General features: G+C 65.0%; 18 protein-coding genes, 2 tRNA genes and 1 pseudogene. 17 read left to right on the forward strand and 4 right to left on the reverse strand.

The window, feature by feature from the left end; all coding sequences use genetic code 11:
• Nucleotides 1-309: 309 nt before the first annotated feature.
• Nucleotides 310-507: pseudogene (locus UB43_RS30380) on the forward strand (HAMP domain-containing protein); the annotation flags it as partial.
• Nucleotides 481-1365, forward strand: a complete 885-nt coding sequence (locus UB43_RS30385; protein WP_371318972.1) for a methyl-accepting chemotaxis protein — start codon at nucleotides 481-483, stop codon at nucleotides 1363-1365. The pseudogene UB43_RS30380 and the gene UB43_RS30385, both read left to right, overlap by 27 nt.
• 177 nt (nucleotides 1366-1542) lie before the next feature.
• Here UB43_RS30385 and UB43_RS24040 read toward each other — a convergent pair.
• Nucleotides 1543-1629 (reverse strand) — tRNA-Leu (locus tag UB43_RS24040).
• A 146-nt stretch (nucleotides 1630-1775) separates the two neighbouring features.
• Nucleotides 1776-1862: transfer RNA gene (locus UB43_RS24045), tRNA-Leu, on the reverse strand.
• A 205-nt stretch (nucleotides 1863-2067) separates the two neighbouring features.
• Between UB43_RS24045 and rnr the strand changes: the two genes are divergently transcribed.
• From rnr to alr, 8 genes are all read left to right on the forward strand, one after another.
• On the forward strand, nucleotides 2068-4797 hold the full coding sequence (rnr, locus tag UB43_RS24050) for a ribonuclease R (protein WP_045216242.1): 2730 nt from the start codon (nucleotides 2068-2070) through the stop codon (nucleotides 4795-4797).
• Nucleotides 4794-5546, forward strand: a complete 753-nt coding sequence (rlmB, locus tag UB43_RS24055) for a 23S rRNA (guanosine(2251)-2'-O)-methyltransferase RlmB (RefSeq protein ID WP_045216244.1) — start codon at nucleotides 4794-4796, stop codon at nucleotides 5544-5546. The genes rnr and rlmB overlap by 4 nt, the downstream gene beginning before the upstream one ends.
• Nucleotides 5547-5803: 257 nt before the next feature.
• On the forward strand, nucleotides 5804-6220 hold the full coding sequence (rpsF, locus tag UB43_RS24060) for a 30S ribosomal protein S6 (protein ID WP_017518275.1): 417 nt from the start codon (nucleotides 5804-5806) through the stop codon (nucleotides 6218-6220).
• A 29-nt stretch (nucleotides 6221-6249) separates the two neighbouring features.
• Nucleotides 6250-6480, forward strand: coding sequence for a 30S ribosomal protein S18 (gene rpsR, locus UB43_RS24065; protein WP_003095634.1), 231 nt, complete (start codon nucleotides 6250-6252; stop codon nucleotides 6478-6480).
• A 34-nt stretch (nucleotides 6481-6514) separates the two neighbouring features.
• The gene (locus UB43_RS24070) at nucleotides 6515-7384 is read left to right on the forward strand and encodes a hypothetical protein (RefSeq protein WP_045216250.1); all 870 of its coding nucleotides are present in this window, start codon (nucleotides 6515-6517) and stop codon (nucleotides 7382-7384) included.
• 21 nt (nucleotides 7385-7405) lie between these two features.
• Nucleotides 7406-7852, forward strand: a complete 447-nt coding sequence (gene rplI, locus UB43_RS24075) for a 50S ribosomal protein L9 (RefSeq protein ID WP_015479134.1) — start codon at nucleotides 7406-7408, stop codon at nucleotides 7850-7852.
• A gap of 140 nt (nucleotides 7853-7992) precedes the next feature.
• On the forward strand, nucleotides 7993-9387 hold the full coding sequence (gene dnaB / locus UB43_RS24080; protein ID WP_045216252.1) for a replicative DNA helicase: 1395 nt from the start codon (nucleotides 7993-7995) through the stop codon (nucleotides 9385-9387).
• A gap of 68 nt (nucleotides 9388-9455) precedes the next feature.
• Nucleotides 9456-10532 (forward strand): alanine racemase, encoded by a 1077-nt coding sequence (alr, locus tag UB43_RS24085; RefSeq protein ID WP_045216254.1) that lies wholly within the window; start codon nucleotides 9456-9458, stop codon nucleotides 10530-10532.
• On the opposite strand, the gene UB43_RS24090 is transcribed toward alr, so the two are convergent.
• Nucleotides 10533-12410 carry a GGDEF domain-containing protein gene (locus UB43_RS24090; protein ID WP_052969599.1) on the reverse strand — a complete coding sequence of 626 codons (1878 nt, stop codon included), beginning with the start codon at nucleotides 12408-12410 and terminating at the stop codon, nucleotides 10533-10535. It abuts the gene before it with no gap.
• A gap of 197 nt (nucleotides 12411-12607) precedes the next feature.
• On the opposite strand from UB43_RS24090, the gene UB43_RS24095 reads away from it, so the two are divergent.
• Nucleotides 12608-14857, forward strand: a complete 2250-nt coding sequence (locus tag UB43_RS24095) for a YgiQ family radical SAM protein (RefSeq protein ID WP_045216256.1) — start codon at nucleotides 12608-12610, stop codon at nucleotides 14855-14857.
• Between the two features lie 36 nt (nucleotides 14858-14893).
• Here the strand turns inward: UB43_RS24095 and UB43_RS24100 are convergent, their stop codons facing one another.
• Nucleotides 14894-15304 (reverse strand): bacteriohemerythrin, encoded by a 411-nt coding sequence (locus UB43_RS24100; protein WP_045216258.1) that lies wholly within the window; start codon nucleotides 15302-15304, stop codon nucleotides 14894-14896.
• A 177-nt stretch (nucleotides 15305-15481) separates the two neighbouring features.
• Here UB43_RS24100 and UB43_RS24105 point away from each other — a divergent pair, with 177 nt between their 5' ends.
• The 6 genes from UB43_RS24105 (at nucleotide 15482) to UB43_RS24130 (ending at nucleotide 20945) form a co-directional block, all read left to right on the forward strand.
• Complete coding sequence (locus UB43_RS24105; protein WP_024766011.1) at nucleotides 15482-16729, forward strand: parallel beta-helix domain-containing protein; 1248 nt, start codon at nucleotides 15482-15484, stop codon at nucleotides 16727-16729.
• Complete coding sequence (locus UB43_RS24110) at nucleotides 16729-17850, forward strand: SO2930 family diheme c-type cytochrome (RefSeq protein WP_045216262.1); 1122 nt, start codon at nucleotides 16729-16731, stop codon at nucleotides 17848-17850. Before UB43_RS24105 ends, UB43_RS24110 begins: the two co-directional genes overlap by 1 nt.
• A 110-nt stretch (nucleotides 17851-17960) precedes the next feature.
• Nucleotides 17961-18812 (forward strand): mechanosensitive ion channel family protein, encoded by an 852-nt coding sequence (locus tag UB43_RS24115; protein ID WP_045216264.1) that lies wholly within the window; start codon nucleotides 17961-17963, stop codon nucleotides 18810-18812.
• A 249-nt stretch (nucleotides 18813-19061) separates the two neighbouring features.
• Nucleotides 19062-19535 (forward strand): type IV pilus modification protein PilV, encoded by a 474-nt coding sequence (gene pilV, locus UB43_RS24120; protein WP_045216266.1) that lies wholly within the window; start codon nucleotides 19062-19064, stop codon nucleotides 19533-19535.
• Between the two features lies 1 nt (nucleotide 19536).
• On the forward strand, nucleotides 19537-20475 hold the full coding sequence (locus tag UB43_RS24125) for a PilW family protein (RefSeq protein ID WP_045216268.1): 939 nt from the start codon (nucleotides 19537-19539) through the stop codon (nucleotides 20473-20475).
• A gap of 14 nt (nucleotides 20476-20489) precedes the next feature.
• Nucleotides 20490-20945, forward strand: a complete 456-nt coding sequence (locus UB43_RS24130) for a PilX N-terminal domain-containing pilus assembly protein (RefSeq protein WP_045216270.1) — start codon at nucleotides 20490-20492, stop codon at nucleotides 20943-20945.
• Nucleotides 20946-20973: the final 28 nt, after the last annotated feature.

Here is a 20973-nt window from a genome sequence, read left to right on the forward strand (position 1 = left end):
AGCCATGACAGCTCGGTGTTCCTCGTCGAGGCGCCGATCAGCCCCAATGGTGTGGTCATCGGCACGGTGCGCCTGGGGGTTTCCACCGATGCCATCGAGAAGCAGATCGCTGCGCTGGACCAGCGCTTCTCCGCCCTGGTCGCCGGTGGCGATCAGCTGGTGGGCGATAGCCTTGCCGGTGCGGCGGCCGACAGCGCCCGGGCGCTGACAGCGCGTCTGCAATCGGCGAGGCAGGCGGCGGAGGGCATGAGTCAGGGCGCGAAGGCATCCATCGAGGAAGCGGCGGGCACGCTGCGCTGGCGGATTGGTATGGGGTTGCTGTTGGTTGGCCTTGGCGTATTGCTGTGCCTGGCGATCGTGCTCGGTCGCCGCGTGGTGAATCGTCTGCGTCTGCTGGTCGAGGCGCTGAATGACCTGGCGGCCGGGGAGGGTGACCTGACTCGGCGTGTTCGGCTGGACAGCCAGGATGAGCTGGGTGAGATGGCGACAGCGGTGAACCGCTTCGTCGACAAGCTCCAGCCCATCGTGCGTGAGGCCGGGCACGTAGCGCAGCAGACCGGGAGTGAAATCGCCGCGCTGGCCAGTCGCAGCGCCAGTGCCGAGGCGGCGGCGGACCGCCAGCGCAATGAGGTGGCTGGCAGTCTCGAGGCGCTTTCTGGCATGGCAGCGGAAGCGGAAATGGAAAGCCGCTCCATGCAGGCGGCGTTGGCGCGGGTCGGTGAGATCCGCAAGGCGGCGCAGGACAATGCAGCCATCGCTCGCAAGGTGGGGGGCCTGATCGAGACCCTGGAATCCCGCGTGCAGAATGGCGCCGGCGTGATCGAGCGCCTGGCGCGGCAGAGCGAGCAGATCGAGGTGGTGCTCTCGGTGATCCATGGCATCGCCGAGCAGACGAATCTTTTGGCACTGAACGCGGCCATCGAGGCGGCACGCGCGGGTGAGAGTGGGCGCGGGTTCGCCGTGGTGGCGGACGAGGTGCGTGCGCTGGCCAGCAAGACCCAGCAATCCACGGGTGATATCCAGTTGCACATCGGTGCGCTGCAGAAAGGCGCGCGGGAGGCGGTGGCCGCCATCGGGCAGGCTCGCGAGCAGGCGGTGCAGGGGTTGGCCACGCTGCAGGACAGCGAGCGGCTGCAGCGCGAAGTGCAGAGTGCCGTGGAGGAGGTGCACGGCGCTATCGAGGCGGCCACTCATTCGGCGCAACAGCAGGCGGCCGGTGCCGCGGCGGTGCGCGGCCGGGTCGAGGTGATCCATGCTGAAGCAAGTCGCGCCGCGGAAGCGGTGAGTGCGACCGCCAGTAGTGGGCGAGTGCTCGATGGGCTGGCCGGTCAGCTGCGCGCCAGCCTGGGACAGTTCAAGGCTTGAAGGTGCGTATGGGGCTGGCTTTTTTGCAGGAGCGGACTCTGTCCGCGATTTGCAGCAGGCCGGCTCCGAGCTGCCGGTAATCTATCGCGGACGGAGTCCGCTCCTGCGCAAGGTTTGAACTCTTGAAAATGCAGAAAACAAAAAAGCCGAGCAGTGCTCGGCTTTTTTGTTTGAAGATGGTGCCCAGGAGAAGACTCGAACTTCCACGGTGTTGCCACCGCTAGGACCTGAACCTAGTGCGTCTACCAATTCCGCCACCTGGGCATGCTTTTCAGCATGGGGTGCGATGATCGCTCATCGTCTTGCGGTGATGCAACCCTTGGTTGCATCTGACGGTCTATCGTTCGGTTATCAGGGTTCCGAACCCGCCTGATAAAGCCTGTCAGCGACTGACTTTATCCTTGAATAAGTGGTGCCCAGGAGAAGACTCGAACTTCCACGGTGTTGCCACCGCTAGGACCTGAACCTAGTGCGTCTACCAATTCCGCCACCTGGGCACTGGAGTCGATGATTACTCATCGTTTCCGTGTTACAACATCTGTCTGACGCTGTGGGCGCGAACTATACGGAGAGCGTTTTCGCTTGTAAACCCCTGATGCGATAAAAAATTTATTCTTGCCCGAAGCTGACCGACGGGCGGATTTCGCGCTTCAATAAGCAGATGGCGAACCATACCCCTATATATAAGGTGACCGCACTTTAATGGCCGATTGGCAAAACCTCGATCCCGAGGCCGCCCGCGAGGCGGAAAAATACGACAACCCCATTCCCAGCCGTGAACTCATCCTGGCGCACCTCGCCGAGCGCGGCGCCCCCGCGACGCGGTCCCAGTTGATGGACGAGCTCGGCCTCTCCGGCGAAGAGCCGGAAGAAGCACTGCGCCGCCGACTGCGCGCCATGGAGCGCGACGGCCAGCTCATCTATACCCGCCGTGGCGCCTATGCGCCGGTGGACAAGCTCGATCTGATCCTCGGTCGCATCGCCGGCCACCGCGACGGCTTCGGCTTCCTGATCCCTGATGACGGCAGCGACGACCTGTTCCTCAGCCCTACGCAGATGCGCCTGGTGTTCGACGGCGACCGCGCCCTGGCGCGCGTGTCCGGACTCGATCGCCGTGGTCGCCGTGAAGGCGCGATAGTCGAAGTGGTCGAGCGCGCCCACGAGACCATCGTTGGTCGCTACTTCGACGAGAGCGGCATCGGCACGGTCGTGGCGGACAACCCGAAGATCCAGCAGGAAGTGCTGATCCCGCCGGGCAAGGCCGGCAAGGCCAAGCACAACCAGTTCGTCCAGGTGCGCATCGACGTCTGGCCGAGCGTGCATCGCCAGGCCCAGGGTGAAGTGGTGGAAGTGCTCGGCGACTACATGGCGCCGGGCATGGAAATCGAAGTCGCCCTGCGCAGCTACGACATTCCCCACACCTGGCCCGAGGCCGTGGAGAAGGAAGCCGCCAAGCTCAAGCCCGAAGTGCTGGAGAAGGACAAGGAAAAACGCGTCGACCTGCGCGCCCTGCCTTTCGTCACCATCGACGGCGAGGACGCCCGCGACTTTGACGACGCGGTCTACGCCGAGAAGCGCAAAGGTGGCGGCTGGAAGCTGTTCGTCGCCATTGCCGACGTCTCTCATTATGTGAAGGTCGGTTCGGCGCTGGATGAAGAGGCGGCCAAGCGCGGCAACTCGGTGTACTTCCCCGAGCGCGTGATCCCGATGCTGCCGGAGATTCTCTCCAACGGTCTGTGCTCCCTGAATCCGCTGGTCGATCGCCTGGCCATGGTCTGCGAGATGAATCTCTCCAAGGCCGGCAAGATGACCGACTACCAGTTCTACGAGGCGGTCATTCATTCCCATGCGCGCCTGACCTACACCAAGGTCAGCCAATACCTGGAAACCCCGGATAGCCCCGAAGGCCAGCGCCTCAAGGAGCAGCTGCCGGCGGTGGTGCCGCACCTCAATACGCTTTATGACCTGTACAAGGTCCTGGTCGGCGCGCGCCACGTGCGCGGGGCGATCGATTTCGAGACCCAGGAAACCCGCATCGTCTTCGGCGCGGACCGCAAGATCTCGGAGATCCGCCCGACCCAGCGCAACGATGCGCACAAACTGATCGAGGAATGCATGCTGGCGGCCAACGTCGCCACCGCCAAGTTCCTCGAGAAGCACGCCATTCCGGCGCTGTACCGCGTCCACGACGGCCCGCCGCAGGAGAAGCTGAACAACCTGCGCCAGTTCCTCGGTGAACTGGGCCTGACGCTCTATCGCGGCAAGGGTGACCCGACCCCGGCGGATTACCAGAAGCTGCTGGAGTCCATCCAGGGGCGCCCGGACCTGCAACTGATCCAGACCGTGATGCTGCGCTCCCTGAGCCAGGCGGTGTACAGCCCCGAGAATGCCGGTCACTTCGGCCTGAATTACGAGGCCTACACCCACTTCACCTCGCCGATCCGTCGCTACCCGGACCTGCTGACCCATCGCGCGATCCGTGGCCTGATCCGCTCCAAGGCAGCATCCGAGCACGTGCAGCGCGTTGGCGCCAGCAGCATGCCGAAGGCGCGCATCTATCCGTACGACGAAGCCCGTCTGGCCCAGCTGGGCGAGCAGTGCTCGCTGACCGAGCGCCGCGCCGACGAAGCGACCCGTGATGTCACCAACTGGCTGAAGTGCGAGTTCATGCGCGAGCGCGTGGGTGAGACCTTCCCCGGTGTGATCACCGCGGTGACCGGCTTCGGCATCTTCGTCGAGCTGAGCGACATCTATGTGGAAGGCCTGGTGCATGTCACCGCACTGCCCGGCGACTACTACCACTTCGATGCGGTGCACCATCGCCTGAGTGGCGAGCGCACGGGTCGCAGCTTCCGTCTCGGCGATACCGTCGAGGTAGTCGTGGCGCGTGTCGACCTGGACGAGCGCAAGATCGACTTCGAACTTTCCGACAACGTGCTCAGCGCGCCCATTGGCCGCAAGAAGCGTGGCGAGAAGGCTGAACCGGTCGCCAAGGGCAAGGCTGCCAAAGGCAAGGCGCCCAGGAGCGCAGTTGCCAAGGACAAGCCGGCCCGGGGCCCTCGTGCGGTGGCGGATGATCCGTATCTGGCTCCCGATGTTGCCGTGCAACCGCGCAAGCGCAAGATCGGCGTGGTCCAGGCACTGCCGTCGGTAGCCCCGGAAATGCTCGCCAAGGCCGAGGAAATGCTCGGCAATACCGATGTGCGCAAGAGCCGCGAAGTGAAGAAGGCGCTGCTGGAAGAGGCCAAGGTCGGCGGCAACAAGCCGGCAGCCGGTAAAGGCAAGGGCGCGCCCGCCGCGGGCAAGCCGCGCAATCCTTCGAAACAGAAAGCCCGGTCCGCCAAACCGTCCAAGCACCGCAAGGGCTCTGCTGCGCCCAAGGCGGGTGCCACTGGCGGCGCGCCGGCAAGCAAGCGTAAGGCGAAGAAATGAGTCAGTGGGAACAGGTCTACGGGGTCCATGCCGTAGAGGCGCTGCTGCGCCATCACCCGAAACGGGTCAAGCAGCTGTGGCTGGCCGAAGGTCGTCAGGACCCGCGCGTCCAGGCGCTGGTCGAGCTGGCCGGCCAGGCGCGCGTGCCGGTGGGTACGCGCGACCGCAAGGAGCTGGACGAGTGGGCCGAAGGCGTGCACCAGGGCGTGGTCGCCGAGGTCAGCCCGAGCCAGGTGTGGGGCGAGAACATGCTGGAGGAGCTGCTGGAGCGCTCCGCCGGCCCGGCGCTGTTGCTGGTGCTGGACGGCGTGACCGACCCGCACAACCTCGGCGCCTGCCTGCGCACCGCCGATGCGGCGGGCGCGCTGGCGGTCATCGTGCCGAAGGACAAGTCCGCCACCCTCAACGCCACCGTGCGCAAGGTAGCCTGCGGCGCCGCCGAGGTGATTCCGCTGGTGGCCGTGACCAACCTCGCGCGTACCCTGGAGAAGCTCCAGCAGCGCGGCCTGTGGATCGTCGGCACCGCCGGCGAAGCCACCCAGATGCTCTACGAACTCGATCTCACCGGGCCGACCGTGCTGGTGATGGGCGCCGAGGGCAAGGGCATGCGCCGCCTGACCCGCGATCATTGTGACTACCTGGCCAAGCTGCCGATGCAGGGCAGCGTGAGCAGCCTGAACGTCTCGGTGGCCACTGGTGTGTGCCTGTTCGAGATCGTCCGCCAGCGCCAGCTCAAGGCCGGCGCCTAGACTCTTCTGTAGGAGCGAGCTTGCTCGCGAACGGCGTTGGCTCCGTGCCTGCACGCTTCGCGAGCAAGCTTGCTCCTGCGAAAAGCCGATTGTTCAAATAATCGTCAATTTCCTTGCGCCACCTTCCCCCCTTCTCTAGAATGTCGGCCCTTGTCGTCCGGGCAGGCGTTCGCGCGTGCCTCCGAGCGGCAAGGAAAAAATCATTCACTCCTTGTCTGACCGCTTTGTCGGCAGGCTGCAATCCGTAAGGAGCATTTATGCGTCATTACGAAATCGTGTTCCTGGTTCACCCGGACCAGAGCGAACAAGTCGGTGGCATGGTCGAGCGTTACACCAAGGCCATCGAAGAAGACGGCGGCAAAGTCCACCGTCTGGAAGACTGGGGCCGTCGTCAGCTGGCTTACGCCATCAACAACGTGCACAAGGCTCACTACGTTCTGATGAACGTCGAGTGCACCGCCAAGGCCCTGGCAGAAATGGAAGACAACTTCCGTTACAACGACGCCGTGATCCGTAACATGGTCATCCGTCGCGACGAAGCCGTTACCGGCCAGTCCGAAATGCTGAAGGCCGAAGAGAGCCGCAACGAGCGCCGCGAGCGCCGTGAGCGTCCCGAATCGAACGAGGGCGAGTCCGCTGACGGCGATGATAGCCGCGACAGCGCTGACGAGTAATCCCGGACCAGTATTGAGGAGCCACACACATGGCACGTTTCTTCCGTCGTCGTAAGTTCTGCCGTTTCACCGCTGAAGGCGTGAAAGAGATCGATTACAAGGATCTCAACACCCTGAAAGCCTACGTTTCCGAAACCGGCAAGATCGTTCCGAGCCGTATCACCGGCACCAAGGCCAAGTACCAGCGTCAGCTGGCGACCGCTATCAAGCGCGCCCGCTACCTGGCCCTGCTTCCCTACACCGACAGCCACGGCCGTTGATCGGGCAGTCGACTGGAATTGATGGATAGATCGCATGCGCGCATTGGCTGAATTTGTCATGCGAGGCCGCATGCAGGCGACCCTGGTGGTCGTCGCAGCCGCGGTACTGCAGCCTTTGTTCTGGCTCGGTGCCGCAGCAGGCAGTCTGGTGCTGTTGCGCCGTGGTCCCAGCGATGCCTTTGGCATCCTGGCCTGGGCGCTGCTTCCGGCACTGGCCTGGTGGTACCTGGGTGACCCCAGCGTGAGTCTGGTTCTGGTGGGTAGTGCCGTGCTGGCGCAGGTTCTGCGCAGCAAGGTGTCCTGGAACCAGGTGATGCTGGCGAGCGTTGTGCTCGGTGCGGTGTTCGTGCTGCTGCTCAGCACGGTGTCGGCCGGGTTGGTCGCAGGTCTGGCCGATGCATTCGGCAAGGCCCTGCCGCAGGTTCTGGCCGAAGCCAAGCTTTCGCCGGAACAGATGGCCGCCCTGCAGGCGGAGATGGTTCCGACCATCACCGGCCTGATGGCAGCCTCGCTGCAGACGATCAGCCTGTTGTGCCTGATGCTGGCGCGTTATTGGCAAGCAGTACTGTTCAACCCGGAAGGGTTTGGCCGCGAGTTCCGCGCACTGCGTCTGTCGCCGGGCACGGCTGTAGCGCTGCTGGTCGGCGTTGTGGCACTGCCCTTCGCAGGGCCCGCGGCCACCATGCTGGCGCCGCTGTGCATGATCCCGCTGCTGTTTGCCGGGATCGCACTGGGGCACGGCTTGGCCGCGCTGAAGAAGCTTCCGGGCTTCTGGCTGGCACCGCTGTACCTGCTGGTATTCGTACTGGGCAATGTGATCTGTCTTGTCGCCGTAGTCGACAGTCTGTTTGATTTTCGCGGTCGACTGGCCAAGCGCCAGAAAGCTGCGAACGGTGAAGGTTAAAAGTTAAGAGGTAAGACTCAAATGGAAGTCATCCTGCTGGAAAAGATCGCCAAACTGGGCAACCTGGGCGACAAGCTGAACGTAAAGGGCGGTTACGCTCGTAACTACCTGCTGCCGCAGGGCAAAGCCACTGCTGCCACCGCTGCCAACGTCGCTGCTTTCGAAGAGCGCCGTGCAGAGCTGGAAAAAGCCGCTGCTGAGAAAAAAGCCGCTGCTGAAGCTCGTGCTGCCCAACTGGCCGAACTGATCGTGACCATCGGTGCCCACGCTGGCGACGAAGGCAAGCTGTTCGGTTCGATCGGCACCCGCGATATCGCCGACGCCGTTTCGGCTGCCGGCTACCCGCTGGAAAAGAGCGAAGTTCGCCTGCCCGACGGCGCCCTGCGCGCTGTAGGCGAATACAACATCGAAGTGCAACTGCACATGGATGTTGATGCAACCCTGCACGTGGTTGTAGTCGCCGAGTAAGCGATCCGTCGCTAGGACGTTTCGCACATCTTGCATGGGCGAATCAGTCCGCTAACATCGGGCACGGTACTGAAATTCGGTACCGTGCCCTTTGTTTTTTCCGCCTTTGAATTTCTACGAAGAGCCCGCACGAAGCGCCCATGAACGACATCACCGTCCCCGAGCAATACGACCTGCAGACCGCTTCCCTCAAGGTGCCGCCGCACTCGATCGAAGCTGAACAGGCGGTGCTGGGCGGCCTGATGCTCGACAACAACGCCTGGGAGCGTGTCTCCGACGCCGTGTCCGATGGCGACTTCTACCGCCATGACCATCGCCTGATCTTCCGCGCCGTCTACAAGCTCGCCGAAGCGAACCAGCCGATCGACGTGGTGACCCTGTCCGAGATGCTCGAGCGCGAAGGTCAGCTGTCCCAGGTGGGCGGCCTCGCGTACCTCGCCGAGCTGGCGAAGAACACGCCCTCGGTGGCGAACATCAAGGCCTACGCGAACATCATCCGCGAACGCGCCACGCTGCGGCAGCTGATCGGCATCAGCAGCGACATCGCCGACAGTGCCTTCAACCCCGAGGGGCGCAGCGCCAACGAAGTGCTCGACGAAGCCGAACGGCGGATCTTCGAGATCGCCGAAGCGCGGCCGAAGACCGGCGGCCCGGTGGGCATCGGCGACATCCTGGTCAAGACCATCGACCGCATCGACCACCTGTTCAACACCTCGGATGCGCTGACCGGTATCACCACCGGCTTCACCGACCTCGACGAGAAGACCAGCGGTCTGCAGCCATCCGACTTGATCATCGTTGCGGGCCGTCCGTCGATGGGCAAGACCACCTTCGCCATGAACCTGGTGGAGAACGCCCTGATGCGCAGCGACAAGGCGATCCTGGTGTACTCCCTGGAGATGCCCTCCGACTCCATCGTGATGCGTATGCTCGCCTCGCTCGGACGCATCGACCAGACCAAGGTGCGTACCGGTAAGCTGGACGACGAGGATTGGCCGCGCCTGACCTCGGCGGTGAACCTGCTCAGCGACCGCAAGCTGTTCATCGATGACACCGCCGGCATCTCGCCCTCGGAAATGCGCGCGCGGACCCGCCGCCTGTCCCGCGAGCACGGCGAGATCGGCATGATCATGGTCGACTACCTGCAGCTCATGCAGATCCCCGGTTCCGCCGGCGACAACCGGACCAACGAGATTTCCGAGATTTCCCGCTCGCTGAAGGCGCTGGCGAAGGAATTCAACTGCCCGGTGGTGGCGCTCTCCCAGCTCAACCGCTCGCTGGAACAGCGCCCCAACAAGCGCCCGGTGAACTCCGACCTGCGCGAATCCGGAGCGATCGAGCAGGACGCCGACGTGATCATGTTCGTCTACCGCGACGAGGTGTATCACCCGGAGACCGAGTTCAAGGGCGTTGCCGAGATCATCCTCGGCAAGCAGCGTAACGGCCCGATCGGCACGGTGCGCGTGGCCTTCCTCGGCCGCTACAGCCGCTTCGAGAACCTTGCGCCCGGCATGTACAACTTCGAAGACGAGTAGCAATGCCGCATTCCGCGTGACCGACGGGCGCCTTAAGATAGGCGCCCGTTTTCATTGCAGAGGCCGCCATGCGCCCGCTCGTCGCCCACGTCGATCTAGCCGCCATTCGCCACAACTACGCCGTCGCCAAGCGCTGCGCGCCGGGGCGTGAAGCCTTTGCGGTGGTCAAGGCGAACGCCTATGGGCATGGCGCGCGGGAGGTGGTGAGCTGCCTGCACGACGAGGCCGACGGGTTTGCGGTGGCCTGCCTGGAAGAAGCCGCCGAGGTGCGCGCGCTGCATGCCGGCGCCCGCATCCTGCTGCTGGAGGGCTGCTTCGAGCCGTCGGAATACCTGATCGCTGCCCAGCTGCGCCTGGACGTAGCGGTGCAAGGCCTCGAGCAGGCCCAGGCACTGCTCGCCGCGCAGATGCCCAGCGCGCTCAATGTGTGGATGAAACTGGATACCGGCATGCACCGCCTGGGCTTCTCGCCCGAGGCGCTGCGCGACTGGCATCCGCGCCTGCGCCAGGCGCCGCAGGTGGCCGAGCTGAACCTGATGAGCCACTTCGCCAACGCCGACTTGCGCGGCGACGAGCTGACCGAGGACCAGGTGGCCTGTTTCCTCAGTGTGCTGGACCTGGATTTCGACTTGCGCTCGCTGGCCAACTCCGCCGCGGTGCTGACCATCCCCGCCGCGCATATGGACTGGGTTCGCCCCGGCATCATGCTCTATGGCGCCACGCCCTTCGCCGACATCGGCGCCGCCGAACTGGGCCTGCGCCCGGCCATGAGCCTCGAGGCGCAACTGATTGCCGTGCGCGAGGTGGCAGTCGGTGAGAGCGTTGGCTACGGCGCGACCTGGGTGGCCCGGCGGCCGTCGCGCATCGGCACCGTGAGCTGCGGCTATGCCGATGGTTATCCGCGCCACGCGCCGAGCGGCACGCCGGTGCTGGTGGATGGCCAGCGCACGGTGCTGGCCGGGCGGGTATCGATGGACATGCTGGCGGTGGACCTGACCGACCTGCCCAATGCCGCCGTGGGCGACCGCGTGGAGCTGTGGGGCGCCAACCTGCCGGTGGACGAGGTGGCGGCCCACGCCGGGACAATCGGCTACGAGCTGCTGACCAAGGTCACCGCCCGCGTGCCGCGCCGCTACCGCAGCTGATCAGGCGCGGTCTTCGCTTTCCAGCCATTCGTTTTCCGGCCAGAGCTCGCTGGTCTCGCCGGCGGCCTCGCTGGCCATGGCGTAGGCCGCGCGACCGTTGCCCTTGACTTCGTAGAGCGCCTGGTCGGCGGCCTTGTAGAGCTTGCTGAACTGCATCGCGTGGCTGGGGTAGATGGCCACGCCGATGCTCGGTGTGACGCGCAGCTCCAGCGTTTCGAACTTCACCGGGCGCGCCAGTTCGTTGAGGATGCGGTAGGCGATTTCCTTGGCGTGCCCCTCTGCGTCCGGGCCGGAGATCAGCGCCGCGAACTCGTCACCGCCCAGGCGCGCCACGCAGTCGCTGCCGCGCACGCACAGGCGCAGGCGATTGCCGACGTTCTGCAGCATGAAGTCCCCGGCGTCGTGGCCGTGGCTGTCGTTGATCGGTTTGAAGTGGTCAAGGTCGATCAGCATCAGGGCGAGGGTTTCGCCGTTCTGCTGGGCGCTCGCCAGGGCGTGCTCGGCGTGCTCCACCAGGTAGCGGCGGTTCGGCAGGCCGGTCAGCGGGTCATAGTGCGCGGCGTGCTGCAGCTGCACTTCGCGCTCGCGCAGCAGCTGGTTGCTCTGGGTGAGTTCGGCGGTGCGCTCGGCTACGGCGGTGGCCAGGTCCTGCTGGGCGCTCTGCATGAGGGTCAGGCGTGCGCTTTTCTCCCGGTCAGCCTGTTCCAGCGCCTGGGCGCGCTCGCGCTTGAGGCCCTGGATGCGCGAGGTGAGGGCGAAGGAGAACAGCACCGACTCCATGGCCACGGCGATGGGGAAGATGTACGAGGTCAGCGGCGACGGCTGCACCACGCCGGTGGCGCGCATCACCGAAATGCTCACGCTGGTCAGGACCAGGCCGAAGCCGAGCAGGTAGAGGAACGCCGGGAACGAGCCCTGGCGCCAGCGCACCAGGGCGCCGCCCAGCGCGGCCGGCACGCCGATCAGGGTGATCGCCACCAGCATCCAGCCGGCCACGCCACGCAGGTGCAGGGCGCCGAGGACGATGGTCAGCACATACAGCGCGCAGTTCAGGTTCAGCAGCCAGTGCGACCAGCGCACGTGGCGGCGGGTCTGCAGCAGGGTGATGGTGAAGCGATGCACGCACAGGCCCCAGAGCGAGGGCAGGGTGATGCGGTCCAGCCACCAGGGCACCGGATGATCCGGCCAGAAGTACTCGAAACCGTGGCCGCTCATTCCTAAGCTGAACAGCAGCGCACTGGCGGTGGTCAGTACGTACCAGAAGTACGCCGGGTCGCGCAGGGTCAGCAGGATGAACAAGTTGTACAGCAGCAGCGCGGCGATCAGGCCGTAGATGAAGCCGAGGAGCAGGCTGGTATCGGCGCGGTGGTCCTGCAGATCGTCCAGCGACCAGATGCGCAGCGGGAAGGAGTTGCCGGCCGGATCGTAGACGCGGGCATAGACGCGCACCGGGCCGGTGCCTTCGGGCAGATGGAAGACCGGGCGGCGGTAGTCACGGTCGCGGCCCTGGGCGAAGGGCACGGCCTCGCCGGAAAGCGTTTCCCGGTAGACGCCGCGTTCGTCGGGCAGGTAGAGGCGCAGGTCCTTCAGATTGACCGCGTCCACCTCCAGCCACCAGCCGCCCAGCGGCGAGGTGCGGCGGTCGAGGTCCAGGCGCAGCCACCAGCCATCGGGGCTCTGGCCGACGCTGGTGCGGCCGTTGGCGGGCACGAAGTCGTGGCTGGCCTGCACGGCTTCCAGCGACAGCGGCCCGTCACGCTCCTGCAGCAGTTCGAGGTGATCGTTGAGCCAGGCGCCGCTGGCCTTGTCGTCCAGGTCGAAGGCTAGCGCGGTGTGGCAGAACAGCAGGGTAAGCAACAGCACGAAGGCACGACGCACGACAGGCACTCCCTGGCCTGGGCGGGATGGCCAGGCGTACTGCGGATAGTGGCTGAAGTATAGCCAGATGATGGCATTGGCAATCTACCGTCAGACGCTTAAATCTGAGCTCGCTGGTCGGATTTGTACACTTTTTGTGCTATATTCCGCGCCCGCGTTTTTCCGCGATCCCTATTAGAGATACCCCGGTGCCCGTGATGCAAGCCGCCAAGCCGTTGTTCGACTATCCCAAGTTCTGGGCCGAGTGTTTCGGCCCGGCGCCGTTCCTGCCCATGAGCAAGGAAGAGATGGATCAGCTGGGTTGGGATTCCTGCGACATCATCATCGTCACCGGGGATGCCTACGTCGACCATCCGTCGTTCGGCATGGCCATCATCGGCCGCCTGCTGGAAGCCCAGGGCTTCCGCGTGGGCATCATCGCCCAGCCGGACTGGCGCTCGAAGGACGACTTCATGAAGCTCGGCCAGCCGAACCTGTTCTTCGGCGTGGCGGCGGGCAACATGGACTCGATGATCAACCGCTACACCGCGGACAAGAAGATCCGCAGCGATGACGCCTATACGCCGGGCGGCCTCGCCGGCAAGCGCCCGGATCGTGCCAGCCTGGTCTATAGCCAGCGCTGCAAGGAAGCCTACAGCGACACCCCGGTAGTGCTGGGTGGCATCGAGGCCTCGCTGCGCCGCATCGCCCACTACGACTACTGGCAGGACAAGGTTCGCCGCTCCATCCTCATGGACGCCACCGCCGACATCCTGCTGTACGGCAACGCCGAGCGCGCCGTGGTGGAGATCGCCCAGCGCCTGGCCGCCGGCGAACAGGTCGAGCAGATCACTGACGTGCGCGGTACCGCCTTCGTACGCCGCGACACCCCCGAAGGCTGGTTCGAGGTGGACTCCACCCGCATCGACCGTCCGGGCAAGGTCGACAAGATCATCAACCCGTACGTGAACACCCAGGACACCGCCGCCTGCGCCATCGAGCAGGAGAAGGGCGAGCAGGAAGACCCGAACGAAGCCAAGGTCGTGCAGTTGCTGGCCCACCCGCGCCTGGAGCGCGAGCGCACGGTGATCCGCCTGCCGTCGTTCGAGAAGGTGCGCAGCGATGCGGTGCTCTATGCCCACGCCAACCGCGTGCTGCACCTGGAGACCAACCCGGGCAACGCCCGCGCCCTGGTGCAGAAGCACGGCGAGGTGGACGTGTGGTTCAACCCGCCGCCCATCCCGATGAGCACCGAGGAAATGGACTACGTGTTCGGCATGCCCTATGCGCGCGTGCCGCACCCGCTGTACGGCAAGGAGAAGATCCCGGCCTACGAGATGATCCGTTTCTCGGTGAACATCATGCGTGGCTGCTTCGGTGGCTGTACCTTCTGCTCGATCACCGAGCACGAAGGGCGGATCATCCAGAACCGCTCCCACGAGTCGATCCTCGCCGAGATCGAGGAGATGAAGAAGGTGCCGGGCTTCACCGGTGTCGTCTCCGACCTCGGCGGCCCGACCGCCAACATGTACCGCATCGCCTGCAAGGACCCGGAGATCGAGCGCCACTGCCGCAAGCCGTCCTGCGTGTGGCCGGGCATCTGCGAGAACCTCAATACCGACCATTCCTCGCTCATCGAGCTGTACCGCAAGGCCCGTGCCCTGCCGGGCGTGAAGAAGATCCTGATCGCCTCCGGCCTGCGCTATGACCTCGCCGTGGAGTCGCCCGAGTACGTCAAGGAGCTGGTGACGCACCACGTCGGCGGCTACCTGAAGATCGCCCCGGAGCACACCGAGGAAGGCCCGCTGTCGAAGATGATGAAGCCGGGCATCGGCACCTACGACGCCTTCAAGCGCATGTTCGAGAAGTTCTCCAAGGAGGCGGGCAAGGAGCAGTACCTGATCCCGTACTTCATCGCGGCGCATCCGGGCACCACCGACGAGGACATGATGAACCTCGCCCTGTGGCTCAAGCGCAACGGCTTCCGCGCGGACCAGGTGCAGGCGTTCTATCCCTCGCCCATGGCCAGCGCGACCGCCATGTACCACTCGGGCAAGAACCCGCTGCGCAAGGTGACCTACAAGAGCGACGGCGTGACCATCGTCAAGAGCGACCAGCAGCGTCGCCTGCACAAGGCCTTCCTGCGCTACCACGACCCGAAGGGCTGGCCGATGTTGCGCGAAGCACTGGAGCGCATGGGCCGCGCGGACCTGATCGGCAACGGCAAACACCACCTGATCCCGACCTACCAGCCGCAGACTGACGAATACCAGAGCGCGCGCCGCAAGAATTCCACCCCGGCCGGCAGCAAGAAGGCTGGCCAGCCGCTGCTGACCCAGCACACCGGCCTGCCGCCGCGCGCCAGCAACGGCTCCAAGCCGTGGAACAAGGCCGAGGAAGGCAAGGCCACCGGCTACGCCAAGGGCAAGAAGCGCACCACCAAGCGGCAGCCGAATATTCCGCGCTGATCCGTCCGCGTTGAGCTTCGAAGAAAGGCGTGGCCGCTAAGCGGTCACGCCTTTTTGCATGAAGAAGCCCACGTACGCCTTGTCCACCTTCAGGATGTGGTGGATCAGCCAGGACTTGAGCAGCTCCAAGGCCTCGACCGAAACGACTTCGCCATCCTCGTGGCGGTACAGCAGGTCGATGATCTGCCGGTTGAAGCGGTCGTGCTCGGCCCGGTGCGCCTCCTCCTCGGGGTAGCCCAGGCGCTGGAACAGCACCTCTTCGACGATGAAGTGGTTCATCGTGTACTCCACCAGTTGCTCCAGCAGCTCGCCGATGGGCTGGCCCTCGCCCTCCGGGCCGTTCAGGCTGTCATACAGCGCGTTGGTGAGGTCGACCAGCCAGCGATGCTGTTCATCGATCCGCTCGATTCCGATCACGAACTCGTCGTTCCAGGGCATGAAGCTCATCCGTGCACTCCTTGGGTTGGAAGCGCAGATCATCCCGATCCGCCACCGCTAAACCCTGACGTCAATCAATCAAAGTGCGATGTGTCTGAAGGGCTGGCGTGACGCGGGATGTAGGAGTATTCTCGGCCTTATTTGGTACGATAGTTCCATATCATAAAAACAAGACCGGAGCCCGCCATGCGTCTCGCCACTCTCTCTCTTCTCGCTCTCTCCGTTGCCCTGGCCGCCTGCGGCGAAGGTGACAAGCCCACCGCTGCCGTCAGCGCCGACTTCCAGAAAGACCTGCAGGCGCGCCTGATCAAGGCCAAGGCTGGCGATGTCATCGACATTCCTGCCGGCACCTACCACCTGGACCGCAGCCTGAGCCTGAAGGTGGACGGCGTGACCATCCGCGGCGCCGGGATGGACAAGACCATCCTCAGCTTCAAGAACCAGAAGGCCGGCGCCGAAGGCCTGTTCGTCGATGCCTCGGACTTCACCATCGAGAGCCTGGCCATCGAGGATGCCAAGGGCGACGGCCTGAAGGTCATCGGTGGCAAGAACATCGTCATCCGCAACATCCGCACCGAATGGACCAACGGCCCGGCTACCGAGAACGGCGGCTACGGCATCTACCCGGTGCAGACCGAAAATACGTTGCTCGAAGGCAATGTCGCGATCGGCGCCTCCGACTCGGGTATCTACGTCGGCCAGTCGCGCAACGTGGTCGTGCGCAACAACCGCGCCGAGCGCAACGTCGCCGGTATCGAGATCGAGAACACCATCGGCGCCGACGTCTACAACAACGTCGCCACCGACAATACCGGCGGCATCCTCGTCTTCAACATGCCCAACCTGCCGCAGCCGGGACGCGGCACCCGCGTCTTCGACAACGATGTGCAGGGCAACAACCACGAGAACTTCGGCCACAAGGGCACCCCGGTGGCCAGCGTGCCGGCGGGCTCGGGCGTGGTGGTGAACTCCAACGACGACGTGGAGATCTTCGACAACAAGATCGGCAACCACAAGACTGCCAACGTCATCGTCAGCAGCTACTTCAGCACCGGTTATTCGGGCAAGGCCACCCAGCCCAACTTCGACCCGTACCCCGAAGGCATCTTCATCCACGGCAACACCTTCGGCCCGGGCGGCGACAGCCCCGACCACCTGGAGCTCAAGGCCCTGAAGATCGCCAAGTTCGGTCTCAACGGGCGCCTGCCGGACATCCTCTGGGACGGCTACTTCAACGACAAGAAACTGGTCGACGGCAAGCTTCCGGAAGCCCTGGCCATCTGCATCGACAACGGCAACGCAGGCATCGTCAACGTCGACGGCCCCAACGGCTACAAGAACATCAGCACCGACATGAGCAGCCACCAGTGCAAGCTCAAGCCACTGCCGAAGATCGAACAGGCCGGCCTCGGCGAGAAGGGCAACAAGGCATGATGAAACCCGCTTCGTTCCTGTTGTCGCTCGCCCTGGCTGCCGCGGTGGCCGGGTGCGGGCAGGAGAGCAAGCCGCGCTACCAGCCAGAAGGCGACGACTACCCGGAAAAGCTCAGCGGCTGGGGCATGCTGCACCTGGCGGACGGCCACCTGACGCCGGCCGCCGAGGTACTGCCGTATGACCTCAACACCCCGCTGTTCACCGACTACGCACACAAGCTGCGCACCGTGTGGATGCCCGAGGGCCAGTCGGCGCAGTACGCCGAGGACCGCTTCGACTACCCCGTCGGCACCGTGCTGACCAAGACCTTCTATTACCCCAGGGACGCCCAGGGCAACCTGCTGCAGAACAGCCAGGACGACCGCGACCCCAAGGCCGGGCTGGACATGGGCAAGGTCCGCCTGGTGGAAACCCGTGTGCTGGTGCGACAGAAGGACGGCTGGGCGGCACTGCCCTACGTGTGGAATGCCGACCAGAGCGAGGCGATCCTGGAGCTCGCCGGCGACAGCCCGGCGCTGGAGCTGACCGCCGAGGATGGCAAGAAGACCGCCTTCACCTACATGGTGCCGGACGCCAATCAGTGCTCCGAATGCCACGCCGAGCAGAAGGGCGGCGGCATCGCCCCGCTGGGCCCCAAGGCGCGGCACCTGAACAAGGACTTCGCCTACGCCGGCGGCAGCGAAAACCAGCTGCAGCACTGGCAGGCGCGCGGCTTCCTCCAGGGCCTTCCGGCGCTGGCGCAGGTGCCGCAGAACGCGTTGTGGGGCCATCCGCGTCCCGGTGAGGACCTGGAGAAACAGGCGCGCAGCTACCTCGACGCCAACTGCTCGCACTGCCACAACCCCAAGGGCGCGGCACGCACTTCGGGCCTGCACCTCGACCCGCACACGCCGGTCTCCATCGCCTATGGCCTCTGCAAGCCACCGGTGGCGGCGGGCGGCGGCACGGGCGGGCGGCTGGAAGACATCCACCCCGGCAACCCGGACAAATCCGTACTCAGCTACCGCGTCGGCAGCGACAAGCCGGGCGACATGATGCCCGAGCTGGGCCGCACCCTGGTGCACCGCGAGGGGTTGGAAATGCTCAATCGCTGGATCGCTTCGCTGCCCGGCGATTGCTAGTGGAATAGCGCCCGGAGCCCGGCAGGGCTCTGGGCTGCGCGCTGCGACGAGCAAACGGCTGGGGCCGTGCTAGCGTTCATCTGGTCCCTTTCTCTCGCAGGTGCGCTTCCATGGAAGATACGAACATCATCAATGTGGGTACGGAGAAGATCAACGCACTGTGGGCGACGGTTTCGCAGTACGCGCTCGCATTCGGTGTGAAGATTCTCGTAGCCATTCTCTTCTGGGTGCTCGGTCGCTGGCTGATCAGTTTCGCCGTCAACCTGGTGGAAAAGGCGCTGGCCAAGCAGAGCGTCGATCCGACGGTGCTGCGCTACGTCGGCTCCTTCATCACCGTCACCCTGAACATCCTCCTGGTCGTTGGCATCCTCGGCTACTTCGGCGTGCAGACCACCAGCCTCGCCGCACTGATCGCCGCCATCGGCCTGGCCATCGGCATGGCCTGGTCGGGCCTGCTGGCGAACCTCGCGGCCGGCGGCTTCATCATCGTGCTGCGGCCGTTCAAGGTCGGCGACTTCGTCTCCGCCGGCGGCGTGACCGGCACCGTGAAGGAGATCGGCCTGTTCGCCACCGCCATCAATACCCCGGACAACGTCCTGACCCTGGTGGGCAACAACAAGATCTTCAGCGACACCATCCAGAACTTCAGCCACAACACCTTCCGCCGCGTGGAACTCAAGGCGCAGCTCTCCGGCGCCGCTGACTACGCGGCCGCCGTCGCCGTGCTCAAGCAGCGCATCGCGGCGATCCCGAACGTGCTGACCGATCCGCCGGTGGATGTGGAAATCCTCGAGTTCAACCTCGTCGGTCCGGTGCTGGCGGTGCGCCCGTACTGCCATAACGACAACTACTGGCAGGTCTACTTCGACACCAACCGCACCATCAAGGAAGCCCTGGGCACCGACTTCCCGGCACCGATGCCGGCGCAGACGGTGATCGTGCAGCAGTCGGCGAACAGCTGACGGCTCGTTCTCCAGAAAAGGCCACCGCAAGGTGGCCTTTTCTTTTCCCGGCGCGAACAGCCTGGCCGGGACCGATGGCGCTTCGGCCCGGATGAGTGGCGCGGTACTTCGGACGCCGTCCTAGTTGCACGCCTGATCTCGTTCGGCTGGCGGACTTTTCCCCTCGATCTCCCAGCAAATGTCTGGCTGACCGCCCCGCGCTGCGCCTTGCACCCTTGAGGCTCATTCTTCAGCGGTGAGGCGATCGACATGGCTGGAGGCAAGCGCAGCGAAGGATTCACCCTGGTGGAAGTGCTGGTCTCGGTACTTGTCGTCGGCATTGGCCTGCTGGGCCTGGCCGGGCTGCAGAACGCCGGTATCGCCGCCGGCTACAGCGCCTTGCAACGCTCCCAGGCGTCCTGGCTGGCCAGCGAGATGGCCGACCTGCTGCGCGCCAATCCCGACGCCGCCCGTGCCGGCGCCTACGACACGAACTTCGTCGACGTGACCGCTGGGTGCCCGAATGGCGGAGGCTTGACGCGGGCGCAACTCGATCTCGGCCAGTGGCAGGCCGATGTCTGCGAGACGCTCGGTGGAGCGGGTAGCGGCTCGGTGCAGGTGGTCCGTAGCGGCGCGTTGTATTACGCGGAAATTGCCGTGCGCTGGAGTGACCGGCGCGCGCACGAGCGCCTGGGGGCGGCCGGCAATGCCTGGGAAACCTTCGCCTACCGGGCAGGGCTCTGACATGCGCCAGCGCGGGCTTTCGCTGGTCGAGCTGCTGGTGGCCATGGTCCTCGGCCTGCTGCTTCTGGCGGGCGTCATCGAGGTCGTCCTCGGCAGCAAACGCAGCTATCAGAGTGGTATCGCGCTGGCCGAGTTGCAGGAGACCGGCCGCTTCGCGCTGGAGGCCATTGCGCAGGACCTGCGCAACGCCGGTTTCATGGGGGCCTGCCCTGGAGGGCTGGTGAATGCGGTTGGCAGCGAGGTAGCCCAGTACACGCTGGAGAAGTCAGGCATCGAAGGCTTCGGCAGTGGCATGGCAGCCCCGGCGTGGGTACCGAACGGACGCCTGGCCAATACCGATGCGGTGCTGCTGCGCTATGCCTCCAACCCGGTTCTGGAGACGAAATCGATTGCCGGTAATCGCCTGGTGCTGGCTGCGGGAGGCGGCGTTGCGGACGCCTTCTATCTGCTCAGTGATCAGCAATCCTGCCTGCTGCTGCGCAATGCCGGGAGCGCGGCGGGCCTGCTGGCGGATCGCTCGCTGGAGCACTTCCTGGCGTCGGCGACACGGGTCTATCGGTATCGCTACGCCATCTACTGGGTCCGCCGGAACGATGATGGGACGACGGGGCTGTTCGTCACCGACAACAGCCAGACCTCATTCAAACCGAACACCGAAGAGCTGGTGAATGGTGTCGCCGGCATGAGCCTGCGCTATGGCGTGGCAGGGGCGGGCAGCGAGACGGTGGCAGCCTACAGGGCGGCGCGGGAAATGACCGCCAGCGACTGGCGGCGGGTACGCACGGTGCGCGTCAGCCTGCTGCTGCAGAGCCAGACCCGCGAGGTCGACGAGGCGCCAGCGTCGCTGAAGTTCGACGGCCGCACCCTCGCGCCGAACGCGGAGCGAAGGCTGCGTCTGGTGATGAGCAGCACCATCGCGTTGCGCAATCCGTCGCGATGAACGGGAGGTCGCCGATGCGCCATGGGCCCGAGCGCGGAGCGGTATTGCTGGTCGCGCTGGTCATGCTGTTGCTGCTCACCCTTATCGGCCTGGCGGGCATGCGCATGGTGCAGCTGGAAGAGCGCATGGCCGGCAACCTGCGTGACCGGCAGATGGCGTTCCAGGCAGCAGAAGCGGCGCTGCGCGCCGGGGAAACGGCTGCACTGGAGCGCTATCGACACGGCGGCCCCATGGCTTCTGTCGACGCTGCCGAAGGAATGGCCAGCGGCTTTTCCGAAAGCGCGGCGCAGCCGGTTTACCGGCTGCACTTCCTGCGTTGGCTGGCCAGCGAGGGGCTGGAAGTCGGCAAGGGGGTCTCGGCCAATGGTGTCGCCATCGAGGTGCGCGCCGAAGGCTTCGGCGCACGTCGCCAGCCTTCGGGGGCGCCGGTTTCCAGCGTCCGGCTGAGCAGCATCTATTTCATCCGTTAGTCGGTAGCAAGGAGGCGGCAGTGAGGCT

This window comes from Pseudomonas sp. 21 (assembly GCF_000955805.1).
GTDB lineage: Bacteria > Pseudomonadota > Gammaproteobacteria > Pseudomonadales > Pseudomonadaceae > Pseudomonas.

Excerpts from the sequence above, each read along its gene's own strand:
- UB43_RS30385 (WP_371318972.1), top strand. The coding sequence starts at position 481 with ATGGCGACAGCGGTGAACCGCTTCGTCGACAAGCTCCAGCCCATCGTG.
- rnr (WP_045216242.1), top strand. The coding sequence starts at position 2,068 with ATGGCCGATTGGCAAAACCTCGATCCCGAGGCCGCCCGCGAGGCGGAA.
- rlmB (WP_045216244.1), top strand. The coding sequence starts at position 4,794 with ATGAGTCAGTGGGAACAGGTCTACGGGGTCCATGCCGTAGAGGCGCTG.
- rpsF (WP_017518275.1), top strand. The coding sequence starts at position 5,804 with ATGCGTCATTACGAAATCGTGTTCCTGGTTCACCCGGACCAGAGCGAA.
- rpsR (WP_003095634.1), top strand. The coding sequence starts at position 6,250 with ATGGCACGTTTCTTCCGTCGTCGTAAGTTCTGCCGTTTCACCGCTGAA.
- UB43_RS24070 (WP_045216250.1), top strand. The coding sequence starts at position 6,515 with ATGCGCGCATTGGCTGAATTTGTCATGCGAGGCCGCATGCAGGCGACC.
- rplI (WP_015479134.1), top strand. The coding sequence starts at position 7,406 with ATGGAAGTCATCCTGCTGGAAAAGATCGCCAAACTGGGCAACCTGGGC.
- dnaB (WP_045216252.1), top strand. The coding sequence starts at position 7,993 with ATGAACGACATCACCGTCCCCGAGCAATACGACCTGCAGACCGCTTCC.
- alr (WP_045216254.1), top strand. The coding sequence starts at position 9,456 with ATGCGCCCGCTCGTCGCCCACGTCGATCTAGCCGCCATTCGCCACAAC.
- UB43_RS24095 (WP_045216256.1), top strand. The coding sequence starts at position 12,608 with ATGCAAGCCGCCAAGCCGTTGTTCGACTATCCCAAGTTCTGGGCCGAG.
- UB43_RS24100 (WP_045216258.1), bottom strand. The coding sequence starts at position 15,304 with ATGAGCTTCATGCCCTGGAACGACGAGTTCGTGATCGGAATCGAGCGG.
- UB43_RS24105 (WP_024766011.1), top strand. The coding sequence starts at position 15,482 with ATGCGTCTCGCCACTCTCTCTCTTCTCGCTCTCTCCGTTGCCCTGGCC.
- UB43_RS24110 (WP_045216262.1), top strand. The coding sequence starts at position 16,729 with ATGAAACCCGCTTCGTTCCTGTTGTCGCTCGCCCTGGCTGCCGCGGTG.
- UB43_RS24115 (WP_045216264.1), top strand. The coding sequence starts at position 17,961 with ATGGAAGATACGAACATCATCAATGTGGGTACGGAGAAGATCAACGCA.
- pilV (WP_045216266.1), top strand. The coding sequence starts at position 19,062 with ATGGCTGGAGGCAAGCGCAGCGAAGGATTCACCCTGGTGGAAGTGCTG.
- UB43_RS24125 (WP_045216268.1), top strand. The coding sequence starts at position 19,537 with ATGCGCCAGCGCGGGCTTTCGCTGGTCGAGCTGCTGGTGGCCATGGTC.
- UB43_RS24130 (WP_045216270.1), top strand. The coding sequence starts at position 20,490 with ATGCGCCATGGGCCCGAGCGCGGAGCGGTATTGCTGGTCGCGCTGGTC.